The following is a 25,672-nucleotide window of genomic DNA, read 5'->3' as shown; positions in this document are numbered from 1 at the left end:
ACAGGTGTGGCGAATTTCAAATCGACTGAGATGCGGTTCCTTGATTCGATCTTCGACATGGGCGGCGGATACGTTCTCGACTTTTCCAACCGCACGATGGACGAGTTTTTCATGGAGGAGCTTGAGATCGACATCTCGCACGAGATGTTTTCCAAGGATGGCACCTCCAAGGCCAGGCGTGTTAAATGCCTCCTTCAAAACGCCGATCACCCTACGGTTGCCCGTGTGCTTAAGGCCCTCTGGAAGTACCGGCAATCAATCCGGGAAGAGAGTAAAACTGAGGAGGCGGTGGTGAACGCCGAAGGTCGCTTCCTCTCCCTACTCGAGTCCATAGAGTCGCCTGGTGCGCACGCTGCTGTGGTTCGGAATCCATTCGCTGCGGCAGTGGTGGTTGATCAGGGCCCAATTCTCGATGCTCTGAAGCAGCGGCTATACGACCTGCGTGATCTGCCTCCGCAGAAGCGTGGCTACGAATTCGAAGGATTTCTCAAAGAGCTTTTTGACTCATCCAAGCTTCAGGCTCGTTCGCCGTTCAGTCTGGTGGGGGAGCAAATAGACGGTAGCTTCCAACTCGGTAACGAAACGTATCTGATTGAGGCCAAATGGGTCAGAGATCCGATTGGAGCCGCTGAGCTCCATACGTTCCAAGGCAAGCTTGATCAAAAGGCTGCCTGGGCGCGTGGTGTTTTCATTAGCTATGGAGGGTTCACACAAGAAGGCCTCCATGCTTTTGGCAGAGGCCGAAAGGTAATCTGCATGTCCGGTGAAGACATCTACAAGGCACTGGGGCGGCGGATACCCATTGCGGAGGTAATTGACCGGAAGGTCAGAGCTGCTGCAGAAACTGGCGCTGCGTTCGTACCGCTGGATGAGTTGTCCAAGCAATGACAAGCACGGCTCGAGATGAAGGGGTCGTGTAATGTGCCCGAAAAGGGACACTAAGCCAGTTTTATAGGCTTAATGTACCGATTCTGGATCATTATGAACCTGCAGATCAATCCTGTTTATTCCCAAACCTCATCCTATGCAGGCACTTTAGGAGCCGCTGCATTATTTTCCTCATCCCTTGGTGCGTCCTCGATCTCGAAGCGCGTATCAAATCCAGGATACGCAGTGTTCACGTCAGCAAGAATGGCATTTACTAAGTGCAGCGCATCAGCGATGGTAGGTTCTAGCATCCGGTGGTATGGCAGTGGGATGCGATGGAACCGATGGAGAGGGTTCAGACAGTGAGTGAAGTTACTGTCCCTTATTGCACCCCATTGTCCATGGACGAAGCCCGAGGCCCAACCGTAGTACCTGTCGTAGTCATCCTTCGTGCCTGACTCCTCTGCTAGCCTGCGAAGATCTTTACCGGCCCAATGGCCTAGATCGATCTCCACGTACTCTTGGAAGTAGTCTTCGTTCGCCAAGGTTTCCAAAGCCTGTTGGGTCACAAACCGAGGTTTTTGGCCGGTCATTTCCTCGTGCTTGAGCAGTGCCAGCTTGGCTTGGCCGGCGCCATAGGAGCGGAATTTTTGCCACATCTCGTCGTTCCCACAGCGTACAAGGTAAGCCAGCGAAATCCTGCACTCAGTAAGAGATCGAAGCAGTAGCCTTCCGGTAATCGCAGAGCTCAACGGCCCCATGCTCATTTCGGCTAAGCAGGCGAGAGCGAAGAACCCAAACCCAAAAACGCCATCATGTTTTTGATTCAGGCCCGTGCTGCTTAAGCTCATGAACCAATGAGCCAGTAAACTCTCGCGGACATCTTTGATTGTTTTGCCCAGGGATTTGGGGTCATGGGCAGATCCACCCCTGGCCTCTAACGGAGCTGGCAAACAATGGGTATGTTCCAGTGTGTAACCCCAAAATAATTCGGGCCACGGGCTAGGTTCTTGATCCGGTCTAAGGCCGATGACGGCCATTTCCATCGACCTGATGGAGGGACGAACTGATCTCATATCTCCTCGGCGTGGATATTCGATAATTTCCTGAATCCGCTCCCTCATTTCCTCCATGACGAAGATTTCCCCTAGTCCTAGCTTGAACAGCACGCTTAGCCAGCGCACATCCGTTGCTTCTTGGGATTGGTGGTCGAAGGTTTTCAGTACCGCTAGGCCAAGGGTCTCCCAGTCGCCCTCGGATGCCTCAACAGTGAGGGCTGCTTTCCACCAGTCTCGACCGGGAAGGTTCTCGAGGAGTAGTAACGGACGCAACGCTTGCAAGCCTGAATGACAGTGCAGCACCCGGCTCACTAGGGCGTTAAAGAGTTCTCTCGGCTGGTTCGGCAAATCAGAGTGGCGAAGCGACCAGCCCAGTGCTGGTTTTGACTCCTGGTCGTGTTCATCACGCCGATAGCGAATGCCGATGGATGCGATGTCTCGAAAAACTTCGATTGCCTCTTCACGCGGTATTACGGTGACGACCAGGCAGGCCCAAAGCATCTCCGGCAGGCGAGTATTCGCCCATGACGAGAAACTCATCCCTGTGAGTTGCATCATGGGAGGTATGAGTGCTTTGCCTACCCTTTTGTGATCTGCCAGTGATGACGTAACCTTTCCGGAGCGGTTTTGCTTTTTCTTCCTGTTAGACATGAGCTACTTCCTGTTTGGCTATGCACTTTTCAAACCGCCCCGAATAGAAGTATTACGACGAGTTCGTGCCGTTAGATAGCCCGCATCCAATCTAGGCTGGTACGGAAAACAGGAAACTCTTGATCAATCATCTCTGGCTCCCAGCTCCGGATATTGTCTTCCTGAGCGATGATGGCTGCCTCTCCCTTCTCCTCAATGTTCAATGCATTCTCAATGCACCCCATTGGCCAGACCCAGGTTGTAAAATCTTTCATTGCCTCATGAGCAGCATTCGCAAGAACTTGGCCGTCAGCATTTCTTGCAAAAGCAGCCCAGCAGTCAGCTGCTGAGCCGTTTTTGGAGTTCTGAGGCATGCCGTTACCACCGATCTGGAATCCTTCGGTTTGGCCGATGACTTGCAGCACAGATCTGACCTTATCCATCTCTTCGCACTCCTTCGCCAGCCAGGGCCCCCTGGCGTGAGTGAATGCAAAATCTAAGTCAGCGATCACGCCGCATTTGATACCCATTGCGGTCAGTACAGAAAAGCCCTTGGGAATGGAAGTACAGCTGCCGAGAGCAACAAAGCAGATCCGTTCGAGTTCAGGCCGGACTCCGTAGAGCTTTTCGTAGATGAGTGGAAGCAGTCTCTGATCCGTCTTGCCCTCGCAGAGAATTACCTTTTCTGCGAAATAGATTTCAGCAATATTCCCAAGCTCAAAAAGAGTTCGAGATTGGGCTTGCGCCTCTGCCATAGCCTGCGCAACCGCCGCTCCCATCGGAATGCGAACCTCGGAACCATTCTCCCGTGATCTGCGCACGATGACCGTTTCGGGCGCGTTATCCCTGCTCACCATCAATGGCGAATGGGTGGTGAAAACAACCTGGTAACCGGATTTTGAAAGCACATGAAGTGCTTCTCTAAGGCCTCTGACACCTTGAGGGTGGAGGAAAATTTCAGGCTCGTCGATCAGCAGAAGACGACGCGCAAGGTCTTGATCGCGGGTTTTACGGATGTCGGCTAGGAGCCGGATCAAGGCCATTTGTATTGCGCGCTGAGCACCGCTTCCTAAAGTGTCGAATCGTCTGGTTTGACCGGATATCTCATCGGTCACGTTTAAATCACCGCTCTTGAAAAACTCCTTAACGTCGATTGACGGTACGTCCAGGTTTAACATCAAACCAGGGAAGAAGCTTGAGAGGGCATTGGTGGCGCTGGTGTCGAACTCAGTCAGCAGAGGGGATCGGTTCTCTCCGTCGGATCCCAATATATTCCTGACTGCTGTGAGTGCATCCTGAACCTCTTGGTGAGCAGTGAGGATGGGTGACATGATTTCATCCAGTAGCCCACGAATTGTGCTGCCAGCTTTGCCTTTGCCTAGGTCTTCCTGGACATCATCCATGGCGCGGATATGCAACGCTTCAGGTAACAATGCCGAAATGGCTTGAGGCAACCCCGTCGGATAGGAGCGCCACGACGTAGGGAGACCTTGCTCATCTATATCAGCATTACCCCAGACCTCTGTGGTCGGTTTGGTTGAGCCCGAAGCAGAAATCCTTATCCAAAGGTCACCGTTGATGCAGTAAGGGGTAATCGCTGCTTGATGTTTGGCTTCAGGGATTTGCGCAATCAGTTCTTCGGTAATCCCGGATACGCAGGCGCTGATGATGATGGGCTGAGTCGGATCATTCGCGTCTGTCTTCGCAAATGCCTTGGGCGCAAGCACTAATCTGATCGCGTCGAGGATGGTGGATTTTCCTGCGTTATTTTGACCGACCAGTGGGGTGAAATCGCCCAGTGGCAGGATTACTTGCTTGCAAGAGCGGAAGTTCTTGATGTGTATTTTGCTCAAGGCGTGCATGGGATGAATTCCTTTTCTACGGTGGGCAGGGCTCCTCAGCGTAGCCGAAAAGTGGCGATGCGCCATAGTCCTGGCATCATTGCTCAAGGATGCAGCAGCGCTGTGAGCACATATCCTCTCTAGCGCAAGCGGAGCGCGCCGGCCCAGGATGGGCCAGAGGCTTGAGGATGAAGCCCGGAGGGCCAAAACCTGGCAAAGCCAGGATTTGGTTTACGACAGCCGTACCCCGAAGGGGACAAGCCCAAACCGGATTCTGCGTGAGTCGCCATCAAGCTGCGAGACACCAACGCAGATACTTAGGGCTATTCGTGCTACTGATGTGAGCTGGTTAACTAAAACTTTGCGGGTACGTACTGCTCTGAGTCGCCCCTGGCCCAATCATCGCTCCAATGAAACAGCTGTAACTTGCTATGCACGTCCCACACCACACCCTCTGAGCGTCTCCGGGATGCATGTTCATTGTCACCGCCCGGCCATGCGCTACGTTCCGTCACAAAAACCCATACGCAAGCAAGCCCGTCTTCCTCCAGAAATGTCTGGAAAAGCTGCTGGTGGATAAACGCGTGTGAGCCATCACCTGGGCTTCTGCCGCAAATGAAGCGAGTTTCTCCAGAGTGATCCACATAGACAGCTTCATCCGTAGGATGCGGCTTCAGGTTGAGCCTCTGGGCCAGCCAAGGCGCCGGTATTAAAGCCTGCGCTCCTTCGGGCATTGAGACATCGAGATGTGATTCCCAATAGTGGCGGAAGCAGGGATAGGCAACTTCGATTTCTCCTATGCCGTGAAAATCGTACGTTGACCATTGCTCTTGAGCCCATGTCGAGCGCCAGGGCGCCTCTCTGAGATAGCCATCGTTCGTGAAATCACGGGTTGTCCATGAGTCCACGTCCAGCTTTTGCTTTTCCCGAATGTAATCGAGAAGCTGTTGTTCGTCCTCCCGCCTCACCAACACCGGCAACAGGAAGCGCCACTGTTGTTGCCTGGAGCCGTGATCCCCGCCTTCCTTCTCTGGATACTTCACTGTCACAGAGCGATGTTCGTGTAGGACTACCCATGCCGCATGGGTTGAGTCAGTACGGATTACCAGGTTTGCTATGCCGTCAGAGGGTTCCTCCTCGAATGGCCATTTCCCCACGTCGTTTTCGACGGTCTCCCGTATGGATATCCGAAACTCATCGATCACCGGATGGTGTACATCAGGCCGGCTGTGCTCGTCAGTGAGCAGGATGGTTGGATCTATGTCGCGATGAGTGCCGATGTCTAGAGGGCTGGCATAACGACGTGCCCCCTGTTCACTCGTCTCAGATAACCACTTGTTGTCGGCAAGGCTGCAGAGAAGCTCATCGAGAGCAAGCCACTGGTATTTTTTCCCGATGCGCTCGATCAATGGTCGATTACGGCTGTAGTCATACCGACCTGAACGATCATCTGGAAACAATCTTTTTGTCCAGCCTAGCCCGTACGCTCGTTTGGCGACCCAACGCTGTGCCGCCTGTATATCGACGTGAGGTAACCTTTCATCCCCAGCCGTCGAGGGTTTAAAGCGTTTTTTATACTCCTTTTTATATCTTGCCCGCTCATCAGGGCTCAAAATATCCAGAAGTATTTTTTCAGCCCTTGCGAAGTAAGCTGAGCGCTCAGCAATATCTTGCTCAGAAAGCTTGAGCCTGAGATCCCTGAATGCATTGGGCCTGAAATCGTTCATCAGTTTCAGGACGTCAGTTCTTAGATCGCAGTGGTTGATGACCTCATCCTCAAACCGCTCATATACCTGAGTTGCGCTCAGAGGCTTCGGCAAATCCAATGGCACGTTCAAGAACGAGCTGATCCTCGGTTGGATCTCATAGCTGGCGAAATCGCCTCCCCATCCTGCGCAAGAATCTTGGATCTGCGAGTCTCCAGCCCGCTTCGCCACTTTTTCGAGGGCCTCTTCGGACACTGACAACCTGATGTTTTTGGATTGATAAGGGGGCATTGCTTTCACGATATCAACCTGTTCGGGCAGGTGATCATTTAGCAGTGCGTGCTCGATAATGCCGAGCGCGCTGTCCCTGAGTAGAATCGAGAGCGGAACATCCTCTCTGTCGAAGACCTCGTTGTACGCGACCTCCGAATAGGTACGCAGTCGATGCCGGTCAGGATCAACACAGCAGGCTCCGAAGGCGGCTGTGTGTAGGCGCTCGAGAACGTAGAGGTCGTCTACCTTGCTGAAATCCCTGCAAAGCATCCCATACAGGCTGGGATTCCAGATCATGAGCGACGTAAGCGCCTTGGTTGCTTTGTCTCGCAGCTCCCGGTGAGAGCAAGTAAAAAACCAGGTCAATGTTATTGCGCAGAGGTACTGGACTTCTGGATCTGTTTGATCGCTTTGCTCAAAGGCACTCCATTCAATCAACCGCCGACCGGTATTTTCCTCATCCATGGACAGGAAGTTCAGCTGAGTTGTCCATGACGCATCGCGCTTGGGCATGCTCTGAGCCGCCAGCCGATTGTGCAAAAACTTCGCATTCCACGGGTGGCCTACACTCGCACTCACTTGAAGCATGATGTCTAAATGATCGTCGTTCTCAGAAAGAAAATGCTCAAAGAGTTCAAGTGTACGGTTGCTGAACGACTTATTAGCTCGCCACCGCAAACTTTCAATGAAAGCATTGCCGCTAGAGTTGTCGTTTACCCATTGATTTGCGCCGCCAGGCATGACATCGAGAAGTTCCTCTTGGAAGCGTTCAGGTAACTGTACGGACAGTGCTTCCGCCAAACCGGCCCACTTGGGATGAAGCCGCTTTCCATTGTGAATGAACTGGAGTGAGCCGTTTATTAAAGCTTCTGCAGGGTCTTTGACCTCGTCTAGAAGCCCCGAAGCCATCAAATAATCCTGTAGCCTCTGGAAGCTAAAGCGGACAATGTCTTCAGACGAGTCGAATGGGTCGATATCTCTGCTTTTTGGATCTGGATCAATCCTGAACAATCCACTTCGCTGAAGTACCTCAAACCAGGTTGTTCCTGATGGAGGCGGAAAGGCATGAAACTTATCAGCAACGATGCGTATGGCGTGGGAGTAACAAACGTAGTCTTGCCGCTGTGCGGCCATCTCCATAGCAATCGATAAAAGGGCTTGATTGGTTGGTTTGACGAGATCATCGCTGCCGTCTCTTCCGGTACCTAAGTGCCGAGCAATACTTCTCAGATAAAAAGAGAAGACCTGCTTAGTACCGGTCAATCCTCTCGGAAACCATTTTTGATTTTCTTTGTTCAACGCAATACAGGCACTTCGCAAAAACAACGGATTGACGAATTCCGCAGCTAGCCAGGGAACGTTAGGTTGTGAGATTCCTCGTTTACTTAGGTATATGCGAGCAGCGCGGGCCTGTTCTTCAGGAGTCACGAATCCGCGAATTAGAAAAGATGGGACTTTTTCGTCAAGGCTGGAAGGTATGACGTAAGGTGTATATTCACTTCTGCAACTGAACACAACCAGTAGGTTTTTATGCTTCTCAATTCTAGCGATGAACGCTGCAAGCTCCTTACGCCACAGGGTTATGCCAGATCCCTCATTTAGAGCATCAATCAGAATCAAGCCACGCTTGCCCGTGACCTCTGCAGCAGCACTCAATGCTTGAAGGAAGGCATCAGGATCTATATCCCCAAGGCCTAAACGGTCAGTGACTTGGCTCCAGATACTTTCGTTAGTCAAGTGTTGGCCGAGTATAAGGACAACGACCCTGCCATCCGAGATGGCTTGCTGAGCAATGTTACCAAGTAAGTGAGATTTGCCGGTGCCGGCCTTTCCGTTAAGGAAAAAACTGCGGCTATGCTCTACAGAGAAATATCTGTCTTGAAGTGATGACCTCAGTGCGTATGACGCGTCGCTAAGCTCGCTCAACTGATGATCTAAGGATTCTAAAGATTCGCTTCGGGGCTTTTTCGCATTACGTCTCTCTTCCTTGATTGTCCATGCCGTACGTTGGAGATCATGGACGCTGTCCGAGATTTGTTCGATGCATGCAAGGCATTCCGCCAGTGGCCAAGTAAGCCAAGCGTCAGGTGTGATTTTTACTTTAAGCGCATCAAGCCTTCTTACCTGGGATACAACGCTTTCCAAGAGAGCGGTGCTAGAGGTGCCCAATTCATTTTCAGTGTTGCTTATTTTCGCTAAAGCACAGACTTTGTCGATCTTGGCTTGGGCCTCTGAAATAATGTCCTGATCGTGCAAGATTACCTTGAATAGCTTTTCAATTCCGACTTCGACATGATCTTCAGGATGAAACCTTTCATCGAGAGACTTTACAGCCCAGTCGACTTTCTCTGAAAGCCAAGTCGGTGAGAATTCGACATCCCCAAACCAGTATCTTCTCAAGCCTTCGGCATTTGATAAGGAGAGTCGGTGAGTCAGGTCTGAGGCAGTCCAAGGAATGAACTCCACCGTCTGACCTGGCGGAACATAGGATATCCATTTAGCCTTATGAGCTTCCCAATGTTCCCAGCCTCTTCTACCGCCCCCTTGCTTGCCGCTTCTATCTGTCAGGTCGCAGGCTAAAGCCACAACATATTTGGTCAGTGATGGATGTGACTGCATGGCGCGCTTAACGGAGTCGTCAATATTCGCCCAATCAATGTCACCTGCTTTTAGATAGTATTTGGCTTGGTAACCTATTTCGCTTCCATCGCTAAGCAGCCAGTACGCCTCGATACCTCCGTCCCCCCCAGCGCCCTCTATTCGCTTAAACTCCGCGTCAGCGGCTGGTGGTTCGCGTCGTGCAAGCTGGCATACGAGTTCTTCAAAGGCGAGGCGCTGTCCTGAATCCATGCCTCTGATGCGTCTGTAATCCATGAGGTGTCCGTTGCAAAACTGGTTGTCGTAATGGCAGATGGCCTGTGCCAAGTGTATACGGTACGGACGCGTTCGGAGTCACTAGCCCGTGGGCGAGACGGGTCTACGTGAAGATCGGTGGAACTAGGGGTATCGGAGGCCATCAACAAGTGTAGGCATAGCGACACATTTTCCTGGGCGTCAACGTGGGTAAGGCCCGCAAATGCATGCGCAATGAATGAAGGTAAGTGCTTGTTATTTCTCACGTAATGTGCAATTATAATTCTGCACTACGAGATGATACAGATGTTGCTCAAGGATACAGTCGTAGTGTGCATCATAGGTGTCGCATGAAGCCATTGGGCACGCCGTTCAACCTCACCGAAGGCGCCGCGCTGCTGAGCCTGATCGGGCGCCTGACCGGCTACACGCCGCGCTGGTTCACCTATTTCATCGGCGACGCCCACGTCTACGAAAATCACCTGGACATGCTCAACGAACAGCTCAAGCGCGAGCCGTTCCCGATGCCCAAACTGGTTATTTCCGATCGCATACCGGAGTTTGCCAAGACCGGTGTTTACCAGCCGGAGTGGCTGGAACTGGTCGAGCCGGGTGATTTCTCGCTGGAAGGCTACGAGCACCATGCGCCGATGACCGCGCCAATGGCGGTCTGAGACTGGCACCGCTTCGCGGTGTTCGCGGGCAAGCCTCGCTCCTACAGATTCACGCCGAATCCGTAGGAGCGAGGCTTGCCCGCGAAGAGGCCCTCAATGCCCATGACTTCTCCCGACATGGGAATGCTCCACCTCCGTCGCCACAACCCCGCCACTCACTTCCAACCGCTGCAATATCCCGCATTGATCAATACCCGGCCCTTCACCACAACGTTGGCGCAGGTCGAGCAGTTGCGCCTGCAGGGCCAGCAGCCCATCGATCCGCGCCTTGACGTGATGGATGTGCTCATCGATCAGCGCATTGACGCTTTCGCACTGGTCCTGCGGGCTGTCGCGAAAGGCCAGCAGGCTGCGGATTTCTTCGAGGGTCATGTCGAGGGTGCGGCAATTGCGGATGAAGGTCAGGCGTTCGGCGTGGGCCTGGGTATAGACCCGGTAGTTGCCGTCGCTGCGGGCCGGCTCCGGCAGCAGGTTCTCGCGTTCGTAGTAGCGGATGGTTTCCACGGCGCAGTCGGTGAGTTTGGCCAGCTCTCCAATCTTCATGACGGCAATCTCCAAATGGGTGCTTGACCCTATAGTGGCTACAGGGTCTTTACTTGGCAACAGGCACTTTCAAGGACGCGACCCGATGAGCGATTCCCTTCACACCCACAAACCCGGGGCTGATCACGATCACAGCCGCAAACTGCAGCCTGTGCACAAACATGTCCATGGCGGCCACGGCGATTCCTGCTGTTCGGCCAAAGTGGCGGCCCCTTCGCTGATCAAGTTGAGCGAAACGCCAACCGCCGGCGCGCGGCTGAGCAGTTTCCGCATCGAGGCCATGGATTGCCCGACCGAGCAAACGCTGATCCAGAACAAACTCGGCAAACTGGCGGGTGTGCAGCAGCTGGAGTTCAACCTGATCAACCGTGTGCTCGGCGTGACCCACGACCTGCCGGGCACTGCACCGATCATCGACGCCATCAAGTCCCTCGGCATGCAGGCCGAGCCGCTGGAGCAGGGCGTTGAAGCGCCTGCCCCGGCGCCTGCGAAAAAGCCCTGGTGGCCCTTGGTACTGTCGGGTCTGGGGGCGCTGCTGGCCGAGGTGATTCACTTCACCAGCGCTGCACCGAACTGGGTGGTGGCGGTCATCGCACTGGTCTCGATCCTCAGCGGCGGCCTCGCAACCTACAAGAAGGGCTGGATCGCCCTGAAGAACCTCAACCTGAATATCAATGCGCTGATGAGCATTGCGGTGACCGGTGCGATCCTGATCGGACAGTGGCCGGAAGCGGCGATGGTGATGTTCCTGTTTACCGTGGCAGAGCTGATCGAAGCCAGGTCGCTGGACCGGGCGCGCAACGCCATCAGTGGCCTGATGCAGATGACGCCGGAGCAGGCCACGGTGTTGCAGGCCGATGGCAGCTGGGTTGCGCAAAACGTCAAATCCATTGAGCTCGGCGCGCGGGTGCGGGTACGCCCCGGCGAGCGAATTGGCCTGGACGGTGAAGTGGTGTCGGGCAGTTCGACCATCGATCAGGCACCGATCACGGGTGAAAGCCTGCCGGTGGAGAAATCCGTTGGCGACAAGGTGTTCGCCGGCACCATCAACCAGGCCGGTTCCCTGGAATATGCCGTGACCGCCGAAGCGAACCATTCGACCCTGGCGCGGATCATCCACGCCGTCGAACAGGCTCAAGGCGCGCGGGCACCGACCCAGCGCTTCGTCGACAGCTTCTCGAAAATCTACACCCCGGCGGTGTTTGTCCTGGCGCTGGCGGTGGCGGTGATTCCACCGCTGTTCATGAATGCGCTGTGGTTTGACTGGATCTACCGCGCGCTGGTCCTGCTGGTTGTCGCCTGTCCTTGTGCCTTGGTGATTTCCACGCCGGTGACCATTGTCAGCGGCCTCGCGGCGGCGGCGCGCAAAGGCATCCTGGTGAAGGGCGGTGTTTATCTGGAGGGCGGCTACAAGCTCGACTATCTGGCGCTGGACAAGACCGGCACGATTACCCACGGCAAGCCGGTGCAAACCGATTACCTGTCACTCGACCCTTCTGCCGACGCCACGGCTCCGGCGATTGCAGCGGCGCTGGCCGGTCGTTCGGATCACCCGGTGTCACGGGCCATCGCCACCGCGGCTGTGGATAAACAGCCTGCACCTTGGGCTGTGGATAACTTTGAAGCCCTGGGCGGGCGCGGCGTGCGTGGCGAAATCAATGGTCAGCTCTACCACTTGGGCAACCATCGATTGGTGGAAGATTTGGGTTTATGTTCACCTGCGCTGGAAGAGAAGCTGTTTGCATTGGAGAAACAGGGCAAGTCTGTCGTGCTATTGCTCGACAAGTCCGGTCCGTTGGCACTTTTCGCCGTCGCCGATACCGTGAAGGAGTCCAGCCGCGAAGCCATTGAGCAGCTGCACGAACTGGGCATCAAAACCCTGATGCTCACCGGCGACAACGTCCACACCGCCCAGGCGATCGCCGGACAAGTCGGCATCGATCAGGCTCAGGGCGATTTGTTGCCGGGCGACAAGCTGCAGGCCATCGAAACACTTTATGCACAGGGTCATCAGGTAGGAATGGTCGGCGACGGCATCAACGACGCACCGGCACTGGCGCGTTCGCAGATTGGTTTCGCCATGGCCGCCGCAGGCACCGATACCGCCATCGAAACCGCCGATGTCGCCCTCATGGACGACGATCTGCGCAAAATCCCCGCATTCATTCGCCTGTCGCGACAAACCTCGAGCATCCTCAAGCAGAACATTGCCCTGGCATTGGTCATCAAGGCGATCTTTCTTGGGGTAACCTTCGCCGGGCTCGCCACCATGTGGATGGCGGTGTTCGCTGACATGGGCGTAAGCCTGTTGGTGGTGTTCAATGGATTGCGCCTGCTGCGCAAATAATCGATGAGGGACGGTTGTGCTGAGTGCCGAGCTGAAGGCGTTTTACATGGTTGCCCGCCTGGGCAGCATTACCCTGGCAGCGAAAAAGCTCGGCTTGAGCCAACCCACGGTGACCACCCAGATTCGCAATCTGGAAAGCCAGTACTCGGTTGAGTTGTTCTACCGTGGCGGCCGCCGTCTCAGCGTCAGCGATGAAGGCGCGCGGCTGTTGCCGATGGTCAAGGCACTGCTGCAGCAGGAAGCCGAGATCGAATTTTTCCTGCGCAACAGCGGACAGGTCCAGGGCACATTGCGCATCGCCGCCACAGCGCCGTATTACATTCTCGATCTGGTGAAGACGTTTCGCGAGCGCTTGCCGCAGGTGGAAGTGTCGGTGGAAATCGGCAACTCCCAGCAGGTGCTCGAAGCGCTGGAGGAATACCGCGTGGATGTCGCGGCGTCCTCGCAGCTGCTGGAGGATGCACGACTGATTCGCCGGGTGCTCGGCAGCGATCCGCTGGTGCTGGCGGTGCATCGCAATCATCCGCTGGCGGTTCACGACCACGTGCCGCTCAGCGCATTGGCTGGGCATACCTTGTTGATGCGCGAATCGGGCTCGACCACTCGTCGTTTGACCGAAGAGTTGCTCGCCAGCGCCGGTGTGAGTTTCGGGCCGCTGCTGGAGATCGGCAGCCGCGAATCGATACGTGAGGCGGTGTTGCGCAACATCGGCATCAGCATCATTGCCCGGCAGGAAGTGCCCCACGATCCGCAATTGCGCGTGCTGACCATCGAGAATGCGCCGCAGATTCCGGAGTACCTGTACTGCCTCAAAGAGCGAAAAAACGCACGATTGCCGGCGGCGTTTCTGGGGTTGGCGCAGGAAATGTCTCCCGCCTGAGATATCTATTGCCTGTTCTGGCCTCATCGCTGGCAAGCCAGCTCCCACAGGATAGTGCAAAACCTGTGGGAGCTGGCTTGCCAGCGATGAGGCCGCAACAGGCGCTACTCAACCAAAATCCGTGAATACCACTATCGGCGGTTTTTGCCTTACTGCCACATGACGGACGCATTACAACCCTAGGATTGGCCTCATCTGCCAGATGAGGTCCGTCCATGAACAACTCGATCACAACTGCCCTGACCAACCCCGGCGCCCCGATGAAGGTACGTGGCGTACAGAAGCGCTTTGGCGCGTTTACCGCGCTGGATAACGTTTCCCTCGACGTCGCGGCCGGTGAACTGGTGTGCCTGTTGGGCCCGTCGGGCTGCGGCAAGACCACCTTGCTGCGTTGCATCGCCGGGCTGGAGAAACAGGACAGTGGCGAGCTGTATCTGGGCGATCGCGACGTTTCCCACCTGGCGCCCCAGGCGCGGGACTACGGCATTCTGTTTCAGTCCTACGCGCTGTTTCCCAATCTCACCGTCGAAGCGAACATCGCCTACGGCCTGGCCGGCAGCGGTCGCGACCAGGTGCGTCAGCGCGTCGGTCAGATGCTGGAGTTGGTGGGCCTGAGCGGCAGTGAGAAAAAGTACCCGGGCCAGTTGTCCGGTGGGCAGCAGCAGCGCGTAGCGCTGGCTCGCGCCTTGGCTCCGGCGCCTTCCCTGTTGCTGCTGGACGAACCGATGTCGGCACTCGATGCCCGCGTGCGTGAGCACCTGTGTACCGAACTGCGCCAGCTGCAGCGCAGCCTCGGCATCACCACGCTGATGGTCACCCACAATCAGGACGAAGCGATGCTGATGGCCGACCGTATTGCCGTGATGAACAACGGCAAGGTCGAGCAGTACGCCACGCCGCAGGAAATCTACAACCGTCCGGCCACGCCGTTCGTGGCTGAGTTCGTCGGCCAGGGCAATTGGTTGCCGTTCAGCCGCAACAGCGACAGCCACGCCCAGGTCGGCGGAATGAACCTGCGCTTGGCCGACGGCAGCGCAAAAAACGCCTCGGGTCGATTGTTCTGCCGCCCGGAAGCGATCAACGTCAATCCGCCGGTACATGAAGAAAACCTGTTTCCGGCCAAGGTTCGTGAAATCACCTTTCTGGGCAACCGCTGCCGCATGAGCTTCGAGCTTGATCACTTGCCTGGCCACGCACTGTTGGCCGAACTGGCACCCGAAGCCATGCCGCGCCTTGGCGCGCAGCAGATCATGGTGGCCTTGCCGCCACAGAGCCTGCAGGTGTTTGCCTGATGAATGCGAACATCGCTGTGGCGCTGCCGCACAATCAGGTGCGGCAGATGTCCCGCGCCGAACTCGGCGACCGGTTGTTCGTGGTCGGCGGCAAAGTCCTGTTGCTGGTGCTGCTTGGCGTCGCGGTACTGATGCCGTTGTTGGCCATTTTCTGGCGCGGCTTCAGTTCCGAAGCCGGGCAGGGCGGTGGCTGGGTTGCAGCCAAGGAACTGGTAACCAGTGCCAATTTCCACTGGTTGCTGGGTAACAGCCTCAAGGTTTCCCTTAGCGTTGCAGCCATTGTCGTACCGCTGGCCTACCTGTTTGCCTACGCCCTGCAACGCACATTGATTCCAGGCAAAGGCATCTGGCGTGGCATTTCTCTGCTGCCATTGATGGCGCCATCGATGCTGCCCGGCATTGCTCTGGTTTACCTGTTCGGCAACCAGGGCATGCTGCGCGGCTTGCTCTCGGACAATATCTACGGCTTCTGGGGCATTGTGCTGGGTGAAGTCATCTACACCTTTCCGCATGCCTTGATGATTTTGCTGTCGGCACTGTCCTTGGCGGATGCGCGCCTGTTCGACGCCGCCTCCAGCATGGGCGCAAGTCCGGCTAAAGCCTTTCGCAGCATCACCTGGCCGGCGACTCGTCAGGCGGTGTTCGCTGCGTTCTGCCTGGTGTTCACCCTGACCATCACTGACTTCGGCGTACCCGTAGTGGTCGGTGGCGATTATCAAGTGCTGGCACTGGAAGCCTACAAAGCCGTTGTCGGCCAGCAGCAGTTCGGTCGCGGCGCGTTGATCGGCATGGTGCTGTTGCTGCCGGCGCTGTTCAGCTTCGGGGTCGATGCCTGGCTGCGCCGGCGTCATGGCGACTCCATGAGCGGCCGTGCACAAGTCTTCAAACCGGCGCCATCGAAACTGCGCGACGGATGCTACTTGGCGATTGTGCTGCTGATCTGCGCCGCGTTGCTGATGGTGTTCGGCATGGCGGTGTTCTCGTCGCTGGTGAAGTTCTGGCCGTACAACCTGTCGCTGTCGCTCAACCACTACCAGTTCAACGACACCGCGGGTGGCGGCTGGCTGGCCTACGGCAACAGCGTGAAGATGGCGTTGTGCACGGCGCTGATCGGCAGCCTGTTGATCTTCACCGGTGCGTACCTGATGGAGAAAACCCGAGGCCAGCGCGGGTTGAACCTGGCCCTGCGCATGCTCAGCTTCGTACCGATGGCGGTGCCGGGCCTGGTGCTGGGCCTGGGTTACGTCTTCTTCTTCAACCTCACCGGCAACCCGCTGCATGTGCTCTACGGGACCATGACCTTGCTGGTGGTGTGCACCATTGCGCATTATTTGACCACCGCACAAATGACCGCCACCACCGCGCTGCGCCAACTCGATGCCGAGTTCGAAGCTGCCGCGCTGTCACTCAAGGCGCCGCTGTACCGCCATTACCTGCGGGTCACCGTGCCGATTTGCCTGCCGGCGCTGCTGGACATCGTGCGCTACCTGTTCGTCTCGGCCATGACCACCGTCTCGGCAGCGATCTTCCTCTACAGCCCCGACACCATCCTCGCGGCGGTCGCGGTGCTGAACATGGACGACGCCGGCAACGTCGGCGGTGCGGCGGCGATGTCGACCCTGATTCTGTTCACCTCGGCGGGCGTGTCCCTGCTGCTGGCCTGGGCTTCGCGCGGTTTGCTGCGTCGCTCGCAGGCCTGGCGGCAGACCGCGCCTGGTCACTGATTCACCCTCTCAACTCAACTACAGGAAAAGATCATGTTCAAGCCCCTGGCCCTGGCCGCTGCTGTCCTCACCGCTTTCAGCCTGAACGCCTTTGCGGCGAAAACCGAGTTGACGGTGTACACCGCCCTCGAAGCCGAACAACTCAAGACCTACAAGCAAGCGTTCGAAAAGGCCAACCCGGACGTCGAGATCAAATGGGTGCGTGACTCCACCGGGATCATCACCGCCAAACTGCTGGCCGAAAAAGACCGCCCACAGGCTGATGCCGTGTGGGGCCTGGCGGCTTCGAGCCTGGCGATCCTCGACCAGCAAGGCATGCTGCAAAGCTATGCGCCGAAAGACCTCGGCAAGATCGGCGGCAACTACCGCGACGCCGCCAACCCGCCAGCCTGGGTCGGCATGGACGTGTGGGCCGCGACCATTTGCTTCAACACCGTCGAAGCCGAAAAGCAGGGCCTGACCAAGCCCGTGAGCTGGCAAGACCTGACCAAACCCGAGTACAAAGGCAAGATCGTCATGCCTAACCCGGCGTCGTCCGGCACCGGTTTCCTCGACGTCAGTGCCTGGCTGCAAACCTTCGGCGAGAAGCAGGGTTGGGCGTACATGGACGGCTTGCACCAGAACATCGGCCAGTACGTTCATTCCGGTTCCAAGCCCTGCAAACTGGCGGCGGCGGGTGAATTCCCGATCGGCATTTCCTTTGAATACCCGGCTGTCCAGCTCAAGCGCCAGGGCGCGCCGCTGGACATCATCCTGCCGAAGGAAGGCCTGGGCTGGGAGATCGAAGCCACCGCCGTGATCAAGGGCACGCCACATGAAGACGCCGCGAAGAAGCTCGCGGACTTTTCGGCCAGTACTGAGGCGATGGAGCTTTATAAAGAGAACTTCGCCGTACTCGCACAGCCTGGTATCGCCAAGCCGCAGACCGAGTTGCCGGCTGACTATGAACAGCGGTTGATCAAGAATGACTTTGCCTGGGCGTCGAAGAATCGCGATGAGATTTTGAGCGAGTGGCGCAAGCGGTATGACGGTAAGTCCGAGAAGGTGGCGGCCAAGTAAGATCTTCAGCGCCTGAGAGGGCTTCTTCGCGGGCAAGCCTCGCTCCTACAGGTGATGTGTCGTACGCAATATTCGCGACCGACACGTCACCCGTAGGAGCGAGGCTTGCCCGCGAAGTCGGTCTATAATTCAGCACTCATTTCACTTCATCGCGAGACTTCTGATGAACCCCAACGAACAAGCAGTCGCCAAGGTTTTCGCGTTATACGAGCGCTTCGGCGATGCCGACTACATCGGCGAACCGGTATCGCAAATCGAGCACATGTCTCAGGCCGCGCAGTGCGCGATGGCCGAGGGCTTCGATGACGAAGTGGTGCTTGCCGCGTTTTTCCACGACATCGGGCACATCTGCGCCGAAGGCGCCGAGAACATGGGCGGCTTTGGCGTGGTCAGCCATGAACGGCTGGGCGCCGATTACTTGCGCAGCGTCGGCTTCAGCGAGCGCATGGCGCGGTTGGTGGAGTACCACGTGCAAGCCAAGCGCTACCTGACGCTCAAGGAGCCGGGGTACTACGAGCGTTTGAGCGAAGCCAGTCGCCGGACGCTGGAGTATCAGGGCGGGGTGATGACTGAAGCTGAGGCTGAAGCCTTTGAGCAAGATCCGTTGTGCGCGGTCAGTCTGCGCATGCGCCAGTGGGATGAGCTGGCCAAGGAGATGCATGTGCCGGTCATTGATCTTGGCATCTTGAAGGAAAAGGCGGTGCGTCTGCTGGCTGCATAAAACCCCTACACCGAGGTGCCTCCATCGCGAGCCTGCTCGCGATGGGGGCAGTGAGTACACCAACATTTACAACTGCTGCGCCAATTCTTCGATCTGTTCCTGCCGTTCCGCCTGATTCAACTTCGGATGCGCATTGAGCGACGACCACTGCGGATGCGCCCGTGCCTTGTTCAGCGCTTCCGGCAGTTTGCCCTCGCGCCAGGTCTTGTCCTGGGGCGTGGCGACCTGGATGCTGTCCATCGCCGCATGCCCACGGGCATCCAGCGCTTGCAGCAGTTGCCGTTGGCGCAGCGCCAACAGCCGCAGCACGTTGTCATCGACCGTCAGCTCACGCTGGCCCTTGATCTTGCCCAGCAACCGACCGCCATAACTGCGCACGGTTTGCAGGGCGCCGCCGGCAATCGCACCGGCCAGTGCCGCTGCGCCGAGTGTTATGCCGCCGACCAGCAAGTCGACTCCGGCGCCGGCTGCCGCACCGGCCGCGATCCCGCCGCCGACTCGCACGCCCAGTTGCTTGAGGGTTTCCGGGTTGAACAAGTCGTCGCCCCAGCGACCATCGAGCAGCGGCAAGTCGCTGGCCGCCGCGTCCTGTGGGCGGAAGGCATAGAGCTTGAGCAGGTCTTCGACGCAGCGTTGTTCGCGCTGGCGAACGGCTTTGCGCAGTTCGTTGATGGCTTGCTGTTCCTGTTCGGCCTCGCTGACCACACTGCGGCGGCAGGCGGCGCAATCGATCAACAACTCGGCGATCAAGCGCGCCGCACTTTGCTGACGCGCCAGGCGTTGCGCCTGTTGATCGGCAATCAATCGCTCAAGCTGTGGACGGGCATGTTCCAGTAGCAGCGCGAGGCTTTCATAGAGCCGACGCTCGCCGTCTTCCGGCGGCGCGACGCTGTCGAAACGCACCAGCGCATGCAAACCCAGGCGCGCCAGTGCTTCACGCCACGCCGGCTCACGGTGGTTGTCGCTGCTGACAAAATTCAGCACCGGCAGCAGCGGTTTGCCACAACTGGCCAGCACTTCCAGCTCATCGCGATACTTGGCGAGGACCGGTTCCCTGGCGTCGATCACATAGAGCCCGGCGTCCGACGTCAGCAACTGGCGCAGGACCTTGGCTTCCTGTTCGAAGCGCTGCCGGGCTTCGCTGCCCTCAAGAAAACGTGCCAGTCGTGCCGGGCCGTCCAGTCGCTCGCCGGGACGCTCCAGGCGTTCGAGGTAGTCGAGCAGGGCGATGGCGTCTTCCAGTCCCGGCGTATCGTAGAGATCCAGCAACGGCTCGCCGTCCACCGACAACCGCGCGCCCTCGACATGCCGCGTGGTGCTGGGGCGGTGGGACACTTCGCCGAAACCGACATCGCGAGTCAGGGTGCGCAACAACGAGGTTTTGCCGACGTTGGTGTGGCCGACGACCGCGAGTTTCAGAGGCTGCTTTCTGGTGTCAGTCATGACCCGTCTCCAGCCAGTTCATCGGTGCGCAATCGGCGAACGGCAGCTCAAGTTGTTGCAGCGCCACGTGCCAGTCGCCGAGGCGTTCGGCATCCAGCGCTTCGCCGGGCGGTGCCTGCAGCAACCAGATGCGGGTGGCGCTGGCGCTGCGGGCCAGTTCGGCAATCAGCGCCAGGCTGCCGCGATCCGGCGAGCGTCGTGGATCGCAAGCGATCGCCAGGCGCGCAGGAGGAAAGCGGCTCAGTTGTTCGAGGAGTTTGTGTCGCGATTCGCGGCTGTCGAGGATGCCTGCGTTGCTCACGCTCTTGGGCAGTTGCGGCGGCCACGGGCGGTCGTCGTCCAGTTCGATGGCGACCAATAGTGCGCCATCGCTGAGCTGTTCGCTGACGCCGCCTTGAACGCGTGGGAGTTCGGCCGGCGCGGCATCGCTGACACCCAGGCGTTCACTGGTGGGCATCAGCCGTTCGCGCAGTTGCGCGTAACCGGGCAGGTTCAGGTCGAGCTGCAAGGTTTTCCGGCCGGCCTTCCAGCGCCACAAACAAAACACCGCCAACACCAGGCGCGGCACCACGCCGTAGATCAGCAACACGCCCACCAGCCATGCGGCCCAGGCCTGGCGGGCGCTTTCGATGTTCAATGCGGCGTCGCCACTGGCGCGGATCATCTCCTCGGTGGGCACGCTGAACCCGAGCAAGGCCGGCAGCGTACCCAGGGCCTGGGTCACGGCAATAAAGGTGTCGGCGCTGAGGATGGTGGTTTCCCAGACGAAGCCGTAGCGCCGGGTCGCCATCAACGTCAGCAGAATCACCAAAGCACTGAGCATCGCGAGCAACCACAGGCTGTTGACCAGCACGCCGATCGCCCAGCGATTGAGTTTCTGGCGTTGCAGCAACAGCAGCAGGGCCGGCGCCAGTTGTGCGGCCTTGGCGTCACGGGCGAGTTTTTCGCTCAGCCACAACCACAAGCGGCCGAGACTGGCGCCGTGTTCGCCGGCAAACACCAGGCCCAGGGCCCAGCTCAGCAGCAGGATCAGATTGAGCCCGAGCAGACTGCCCAGCGCCCAGAACACATTCACCGGGTGCAGACCGTCGCCCATGGCGGCAAAGGCCAGGCCCGCGCCGCTGACCACGGCCAGTACCGCCAATACGATTAGCGCCAGTCGCGCACCTTGCAGCCAGTGTTTGAGTGCTTCGCTCAAGCCATCGCGTTCGGCCAGCCACAGGGCGCGGCGTTGAATGCGTGTCGGCAGATCGCCGCCGGCGTTGCGGGCCAGGCGATTGGCTTCCAGATCTTCCAGGGGGCCGGCGTGTTCTTCGCGCAGGCGGATGGCTTCTGTCAGCCAAAGATTGTTCAGTTCAGTCACGCGGCATCCCGTCGCTCAATTGACCTGTGAGCATAACCGCTGTGGCGCTTATCGGGGAAAGCGCGGCTCTGGTATCCTCGCCGGCATGACTAAATCACTCCCCCTCAGCCTGATCGCAGCCCTCGGTGAAAACCGCGTGATCGGCGTCGACAACAGCATGCCCTGGCACCTGCCGGGGGACTTCAAATACTTCAAGGCCACCACCCTGGGCAAGCCGATCATCATGGGGCGCAAGACCTGGGATTCCCTCGGTCGTCCGTTGCCGGGCCGCTTGAATATCGTGGTCAGCCGTCAAGCGGATCTGGTGCTCGAAGGCGCGGAGGTCTATCCGTCGCTGGAAGCGGCGGTGGTTCGCGCTGAAGAGTGGGCGAAGGAGCAGGGCGTCGATGAGCTGATGTTGATCGGCGGCGCGCAGTTGTATGCGCAGGGGTTGGCCCAGGCTGATCGCTTGTACCTGACCCGTGTGACGCTGAGCCCGGAAGGGGATGCGTGGTTTCCGGAGTTTGATTTGAACCAGTGGAAACTGGTTTCCAACATCGAAAATCCGGCTGTGGATGACAAGCCAGCGTACAACTTCGAAGTCTGGGAAAAAGCCTAAAAGCATCGCGAGCAGGCTGGCTCCCACAGTGGGTTTGAGGTGGAACACAGATTGTGCAAACACCCAAAATCCCTGTGGGAGCCAGCCTGCTGGCGATGAGGCCAGATCAGACGCTAAAGAACTTAAGCGTGAGCCAACTCAGAATGCTCATCCGCATCCAACAACGCTTTATCCGTCTGCTGCATCACCTGGCTGGTAATCGCCCCGGCCGTCATCGAACCACTCACGTTCAACGCCGTACGCCCCATATCGATCAACGGCTCGACCGAAATCAGCAACGCCACCAGTGACACCGGCAAGCCCATCGCCGGCAACACGATCAACGCGGCAAACGTCGCGCCCCCGCCAACGCCAGCCACACCCGCCGAACTCAAGGTCACAATCGCCACCAGCGTCGCGATCCACAGCGGGTCCAGCGGATTGATGCCCACGGTCGGCGCCACCATCACCGCCAACATCGCCGGATACAGGCCGGCGCAGCCGTTCTGGCCGATGGTCGCGCCGAACGAGGCGGCGAAACTGGCGATGGACTGCGGGATGCCCAGGCGGTTGGTCTGCGCTTCGATGCTCAACGGGATCGTTGCTGCACTCGAACGACTGGTGAACGCAAACGTCAGCACGGGCCAGATCTTGCGGAAGAACCGCAGCGGGTTGATCCCGGCGGCCGACACCAGCAGCCCGTGCACCACAAACATCAGGCCCAGGCCGATGTAGGACACCACCACGAAACTGCCGAGCTTGATGATGTCTTGCAGGTTGGAGCCGGCGACCACTTTGGTCATCAGCGCCAGCACCCCATACGGGGTCAGCTTCATCACCAGGCGCACCAGGCGCATCACCCAGGCTTGCAGGGTGTCGATGGCGTTGATCACTTTCTGACCTTTTTCCACGTCATCCTTCAGCAGCTGCAGCGCCGCAACCCCGAGGAACGCCGCAAAGATCACCACGCTGATGATCGACGTCGGCTTGGCCCGCGCCAGGTCGGCGAACGGGTTTTGCGGAATGAACGACAGCAGCAACTGCGGCACATTCAGGTCGGCGACCTTGCCGGCATAGTCGCTCTGGATGGTTTGCAGGCGCGCCATTTCCTGGGTGCCGGCTACCAGGCCCTCGGCTGTCAGGCCGAACAGGTTGGTCAGGCCAATGCCGATCAATGCCGCGATGGCGGTGGTGAACAGCAGCGTGCCAATGGTCAGGAAGCTGATCTTGCCCAGCGACGAGGCGTTGTGCAGGCGGGCCACGGCGCTGAGGATCGAGGCGAACACCAGCGGGATCACGATCATTTGCAGCAGCTGCACATAACCGTTGCCCACCAGATCGAACCAGCCGATCGAGGCTTTCAGCACCGGGTTACCGGCACCATAAATAGTGTGCAGCGCCACACCGAACGCCACGCCCAGCACCAGTGCCAGCAGGACTTTTTTCGCCAGACTCCAGGTAGTGTGGCGTGTTTGCGCCAGGCCCAGCAGCAGTGCGAGGAACACCAGCAGATTGAGAATCAGCGGCAGATTCATTGGAACTCCCATTAGACATGTGCGAACTGCCTTCCGGGGCAGCTGCGAACCGGTAAGCCTAACAGCTTGAAATCTAATGATTTAATATCAAAAACGTCTTGAAAGTGTCGTTTTTGGAATAAGCGCACGTCGCTTTTGAGAATGTGGCTGGCGCGAAAGGTACGTTGGCGGTCGCTGACGGATGAGGACTGTCACAGGTATTTGTTAGCGTCGATGTCTTTCAATCAGGGAGATATGAGGATGAAGTTCGCACCGAAATTACTGGCTGCAGCTCTTTGTCTTGGCCTCGCCGGCCAGGTATTCGCAACGGATCTGAAACACTGGCCAGCCGATCAGGCCAAGGCGCTGGACGCGATGATTGCCGCCAACGCCAACAAGGGTAACTACGCGGTATTCGACATGGACAACACCAGTTACCGCTACGACCTCGAAGAGTCGTTGCTGCCGTTCATGGAAAACAAGGGCCTGATCACCCGCGACAAACTCGACCCCTCCCTGAAACTGATGCCGTTCAAGGACACCGCCGACCACAAGGAAAGCCTTTTCAGCTACTACTACCGCCTCTGCGAACTCGACGACATGGTTTGTTATCCATGGGTCGCCCAGGTGTTTTCCGGCTTCACGCTTCAGGAACTCAAGGGCTACGTCGACGAATTGATGGCCTCCGGCAAGCCGGTGCCAGCCACCTATTACGAAGGCGACGTGGTCAAGAAGCTCGACGTCAACCCGCCGAAAATTTTCACCGGCCAGCAAGAGCTCTATAACAAGCTGATGGAGAACGGCATCGAGGTCTACGTGATGACCGCCGCCTCGGAAGAGCTGGTGCGCATGGTCGCGGCCGATCCGAAGTACGGCTACAACGTCAAACCGCAGAACGTGATTGGCGTGTCATTGCTGCTCAAGGACCAGAAGACCGGCGCATTGACCACCGCGCGCAAACAGATCACCGCCGGCAAATATGACGAGAAGGCCAACCTGGGCCTCGAACTGACCCCCTACCTGTGGACCCCGGCGACCTGGATGGCCGGCAAGCAAGCGGCGATCCTGACCTACATCGACGAGTGGAAAAAACCGGTACTCGTCGGCGGCGATACCCCGACCAGCGACGGCTACATGCTGTTCCACGGCGTGGACGTGGCCAAGGGCGGCATCCACCTGTGGGTCAACCGCAAGGACAAGTACATGACCCAGATCCAGGGCATGATGGCCAAGAACGCCGCGGCGCAGGCCAAGGAAGGGCTCACCGTGACGGCGGACAAGAACTGGGTGATCGTCACACCTGCAGAAATCCAGTAAGACCTGTAGGAGCGAGCCTGCTCGCGATGGTCGTTAACGATGACGCTGGCTGCCTGATACTCCGCGGCGCTCTGTCGACCATCGCGAGCAGGCTCGCTCCTACAATTTGATCGGTGTTATTCCCAATCCAGTGTGCAAAGCTGATCCATTGTGGGAGCGAGCCTGCTCGCGATGAGGCCAGTCGGGGCAATCAAAGCCTCTGTTCGATCAACTTCTTCCTGCAGTCGCAACCTGCGCATTCTTGCGTAAGGGACTACGACTACTTCAGAATCCGCCGACTTGTGCGCCTTACTCCCGAACTCTACCGTCTACCTGTCGCTGAACATCAGTGATCGGGTTTGGTAGCCCGGCTGTGTAGGGTGCAAAGCATCATGATTTGCAGACGTTCTCACGTCTCCGCTTTTTATGGTGGTCATGCACAGGGCGCTTTCGGGCGCGCCGGTTTCCTTACACCCCGGTCTACCAACCTGCGCATGGCCGCCACCCTTCGTTTGGTAGCGAGGGTGATGGCTCCTTGATTTATGGTGTAAGGAGTTTTTTCAATGCTCAAAATTACCCCCGATCCACCGGACACCGACAACCTGTCCGCCCGCATCAACGCCACCCCACGCAAACCCAGCCGAACATTCATCATCGCGCCCGGCCTCGACACCGAAACCCTGTTAGCCCACGCCTGCGAATCCCTCGCCTCGGCCAACGTCATGGCCAGCGATTTCGCCGGCCTGCTGGAAGGCTCTCAACGCAGCACGATGCTGGGTATTGCCCAGCTCATCATGCTGGGCGAGCTGGCAGTGAACCAGGCGCTGGATAATCTCGACCCACAGCAATAACGCGGGCAAAAAAAAGCCCCGCACCTGGCCGAGTTGATCGTTCCCACGCTCTGCGTGGGAATGCAGCCCGTGACGCTCCGCGTCACTGGACGCAGAGCGTCCCTTGAGGCATTACCACGCAGAGCGTGGGAACGATCAGATCAGAAACAAAAAAATACCC

General features: G+C 57.8%; 17 protein-coding genes and 1 pseudogene. 11 read left to right on the top strand and 7 right to left on the bottom strand.

Annotated elements, in window-relative coordinates; translation table 11 throughout:
- Positions 1–6 precede the first annotated feature (6 nt).
- Positions 7–888, top strand: coding sequence for a restriction endonuclease (locus tag OH720_RS30210; protein WP_272603916.1), 882 nt, complete (start codon positions 7–9; stop codon positions 886–888).
- A gap of 134 nt (positions 889–1,022) precedes the next feature.
- Here OH720_RS30210 and OH720_RS30205 read toward each other — a convergent pair whose 3' ends face one another.
- From OH720_RS30205 to OH720_RS30195, 3 genes are all read right to left on the bottom strand, one after another.
- Positions 1,023–2,576 carry a DUF5677 domain-containing protein gene (locus OH720_RS30205; protein ID WP_272603915.1) on the bottom strand — a complete coding sequence of 518 codons (1,554 nt, stop codon included), beginning with the start codon at positions 2,574–2,576 and terminating at the stop codon, positions 1,023–1,025.
- 71 nt (positions 2,577–2,647) lie between these two features.
- The gene (locus OH720_RS30200) at positions 2,648–4,417 is read right to left on the bottom strand and encodes an ATP-dependent nuclease (RefSeq protein ID WP_272603914.1); all 1,770 of its coding nucleotides are present in this window, start codon (positions 4,415–4,417) and stop codon (positions 2,648–2,650) included.
- A gap of 332 nt (positions 4,418–4,749) precedes the next feature.
- A complete protein-coding gene (locus OH720_RS30195) occupies positions 4,750–9,249 on the bottom strand; it encodes an ATP-binding protein (protein ID WP_272603913.1) in 4,500 nt (1,499 codons plus the stop codon).
- 338 nt (positions 9,250–9,587) lie between these two features.
- On the opposite strand from OH720_RS30195, the pseudogene OH720_RS30190 reads away from it, so the two are divergent.
- Positions 9,588–9,902: pseudogene (locus OH720_RS30190) on the top strand (thymidylate synthase); the annotation flags it as partial.
- 93 nt (positions 9,903–9,995) lie between these two features.
- Here the strand turns inward: OH720_RS30190 and cadR are convergent.
- The gene (gene cadR, locus OH720_RS30185) at positions 9,996–10,445 is read right to left on the bottom strand and encodes a Cd(II)/Pb(II)-responsive transcriptional regulator (RefSeq protein WP_150773704.1); all 450 of its coding nucleotides are present in this window, start codon (positions 10,443–10,445) and stop codon (positions 9,996–9,998) included.
- Positions 10,446–10,530: 85 nt separating this feature from the next.
- On the opposite strand from cadR, the gene OH720_RS30180 reads away from it, so the two are divergent.
- From OH720_RS30180 to OH720_RS30155, 6 genes are all read left to right on the top strand, one after another.
- Entirely contained in the window at positions 10,531–12,792 is a 2,262-nt protein-coding gene (locus tag OH720_RS30180; protein ID WP_272603912.1) for a heavy metal translocating P-type ATPase, read from the top strand.
- A gap of 16 nt (positions 12,793–12,808) precedes the next feature.
- Positions 12,809–13,672, top strand: a complete 864-nt coding sequence (locus OH720_RS30175) for a LysR family transcriptional regulator (RefSeq protein ID WP_272603911.1) — start codon at positions 12,809–12,811, stop codon at positions 13,670–13,672.
- A 215-nt stretch (positions 13,673–13,887) separates the two neighbouring features.
- Positions 13,888–14,964 carry a putative 2-aminoethylphosphonate ABC transporter ATP-binding protein gene (locus OH720_RS30170; RefSeq protein WP_272603910.1) on the top strand — a complete coding sequence of 359 codons (1,077 nt, stop codon included), beginning with the start codon at positions 13,888–13,890 and terminating at the stop codon, positions 14,962–14,964.
- Positions 14,964–16,688 (top strand): putative 2-aminoethylphosphonate ABC transporter permease subunit, encoded by a 1,725-nt coding sequence (locus OH720_RS30165; protein ID WP_272603909.1) that lies wholly within the window; start codon positions 14,964–14,966, stop codon positions 16,686–16,688. The genes OH720_RS30170 and OH720_RS30165 overlap by 1 nt, the downstream gene beginning before the upstream one ends.
- A gap of 33 nt (positions 16,689–16,721) precedes the next feature.
- Positions 16,722–17,747 carry a putative 2-aminoethylphosphonate ABC transporter substrate-binding protein gene (locus tag OH720_RS30160; protein ID WP_272603908.1) on the top strand — a complete coding sequence of 342 codons (1,026 nt, stop codon included), beginning with the start codon at positions 16,722–16,724 and terminating at the stop codon, positions 17,745–17,747.
- A 163-nt stretch (positions 17,748–17,910) separates the two neighbouring features.
- Positions 17,911–18,468: a phosphonate degradation HD-domain oxygenase gene (locus tag OH720_RS30155; protein ID WP_272603907.1), complete on the top strand. Its 558-nt coding sequence runs from the start codon at positions 17,911–17,913 to the stop codon at positions 18,466–18,468.
- 66 nt (positions 18,469–18,534) lie between these two features.
- Here OH720_RS30155 and OH720_RS30150 read toward each other — a convergent pair whose 3' ends face one another.
- Together OH720_RS30150 and OH720_RS30145 are read right to left on the bottom strand one after the other, a co-directional pair.
- The gene (locus tag OH720_RS30150; RefSeq protein WP_272603906.1) at positions 18,535–19,911 is read right to left on the bottom strand and encodes a GTPase/DUF3482 domain-containing protein; all 1,377 of its coding nucleotides are present in this window, start codon (positions 19,909–19,911) and stop codon (positions 18,535–18,537) included.
- Positions 19,904–21,274: a DUF2868 domain-containing protein gene (locus OH720_RS30145; protein WP_272603905.1), complete on the bottom strand. Its 1,371-nt coding sequence runs from the start codon at positions 21,272–21,274 to the stop codon at positions 19,904–19,906. Before OH720_RS30145 ends, OH720_RS30150 begins: the two co-directional genes overlap by 8 nt.
- Positions 21,275–21,359: 85 nt before the next feature.
- Between OH720_RS30145 and OH720_RS30140 the strand changes: the two genes are divergently transcribed.
- Positions 21,360–21,872, top strand: coding sequence for a dihydrofolate reductase (locus OH720_RS30140; protein ID WP_272603904.1), 513 nt, complete (start codon positions 21,360–21,362; stop codon positions 21,870–21,872).
- Positions 21,873–21,994: 122 nt separating this feature from the next.
- Here OH720_RS30140 and OH720_RS30135 read toward each other — a convergent pair whose 3' ends face one another.
- Positions 21,995–23,386 (bottom strand): L-cystine transporter, encoded by a 1,392-nt coding sequence (locus OH720_RS30135; RefSeq protein WP_272603903.1) that lies wholly within the window; start codon positions 23,384–23,386, stop codon positions 21,995–21,997.
- Positions 23,387–23,626: 240 nt separating this feature from the next.
- Here OH720_RS30135 and OH720_RS30130 point away from each other — a divergent pair, with 240 nt between their 5' ends.
- Positions 23,627–24,682, top strand: a complete 1,056-nt coding sequence (locus tag OH720_RS30130; protein ID WP_272603902.1) for a haloacid dehalogenase-like hydrolase — start codon at positions 23,627–23,629, stop codon at positions 24,680–24,682.
- 542 nt (positions 24,683–25,224) lie between these two features.
- Entirely contained in the window at positions 25,225–25,512 is a 288-nt protein-coding gene (locus tag OH720_RS30125; protein ID WP_272603901.1) for a DUF6124 family protein, read from the top strand.
- Positions 25,513–25,672 lie beyond the last annotated feature (160 nt).

This window comes from Pseudomonas sp. WJP1 (genome assembly GCF_028471945.1).
In the GTDB taxonomy this organism is placed as follows: domain Bacteria; phylum Pseudomonadota; class Gammaproteobacteria; order Pseudomonadales; family Pseudomonadaceae; genus Aquipseudomonas.
The sequence above is the reverse complement of the archived record's forward strand: the minus strand, read 5'-3'. Positions and strand labels throughout refer to the sequence as shown.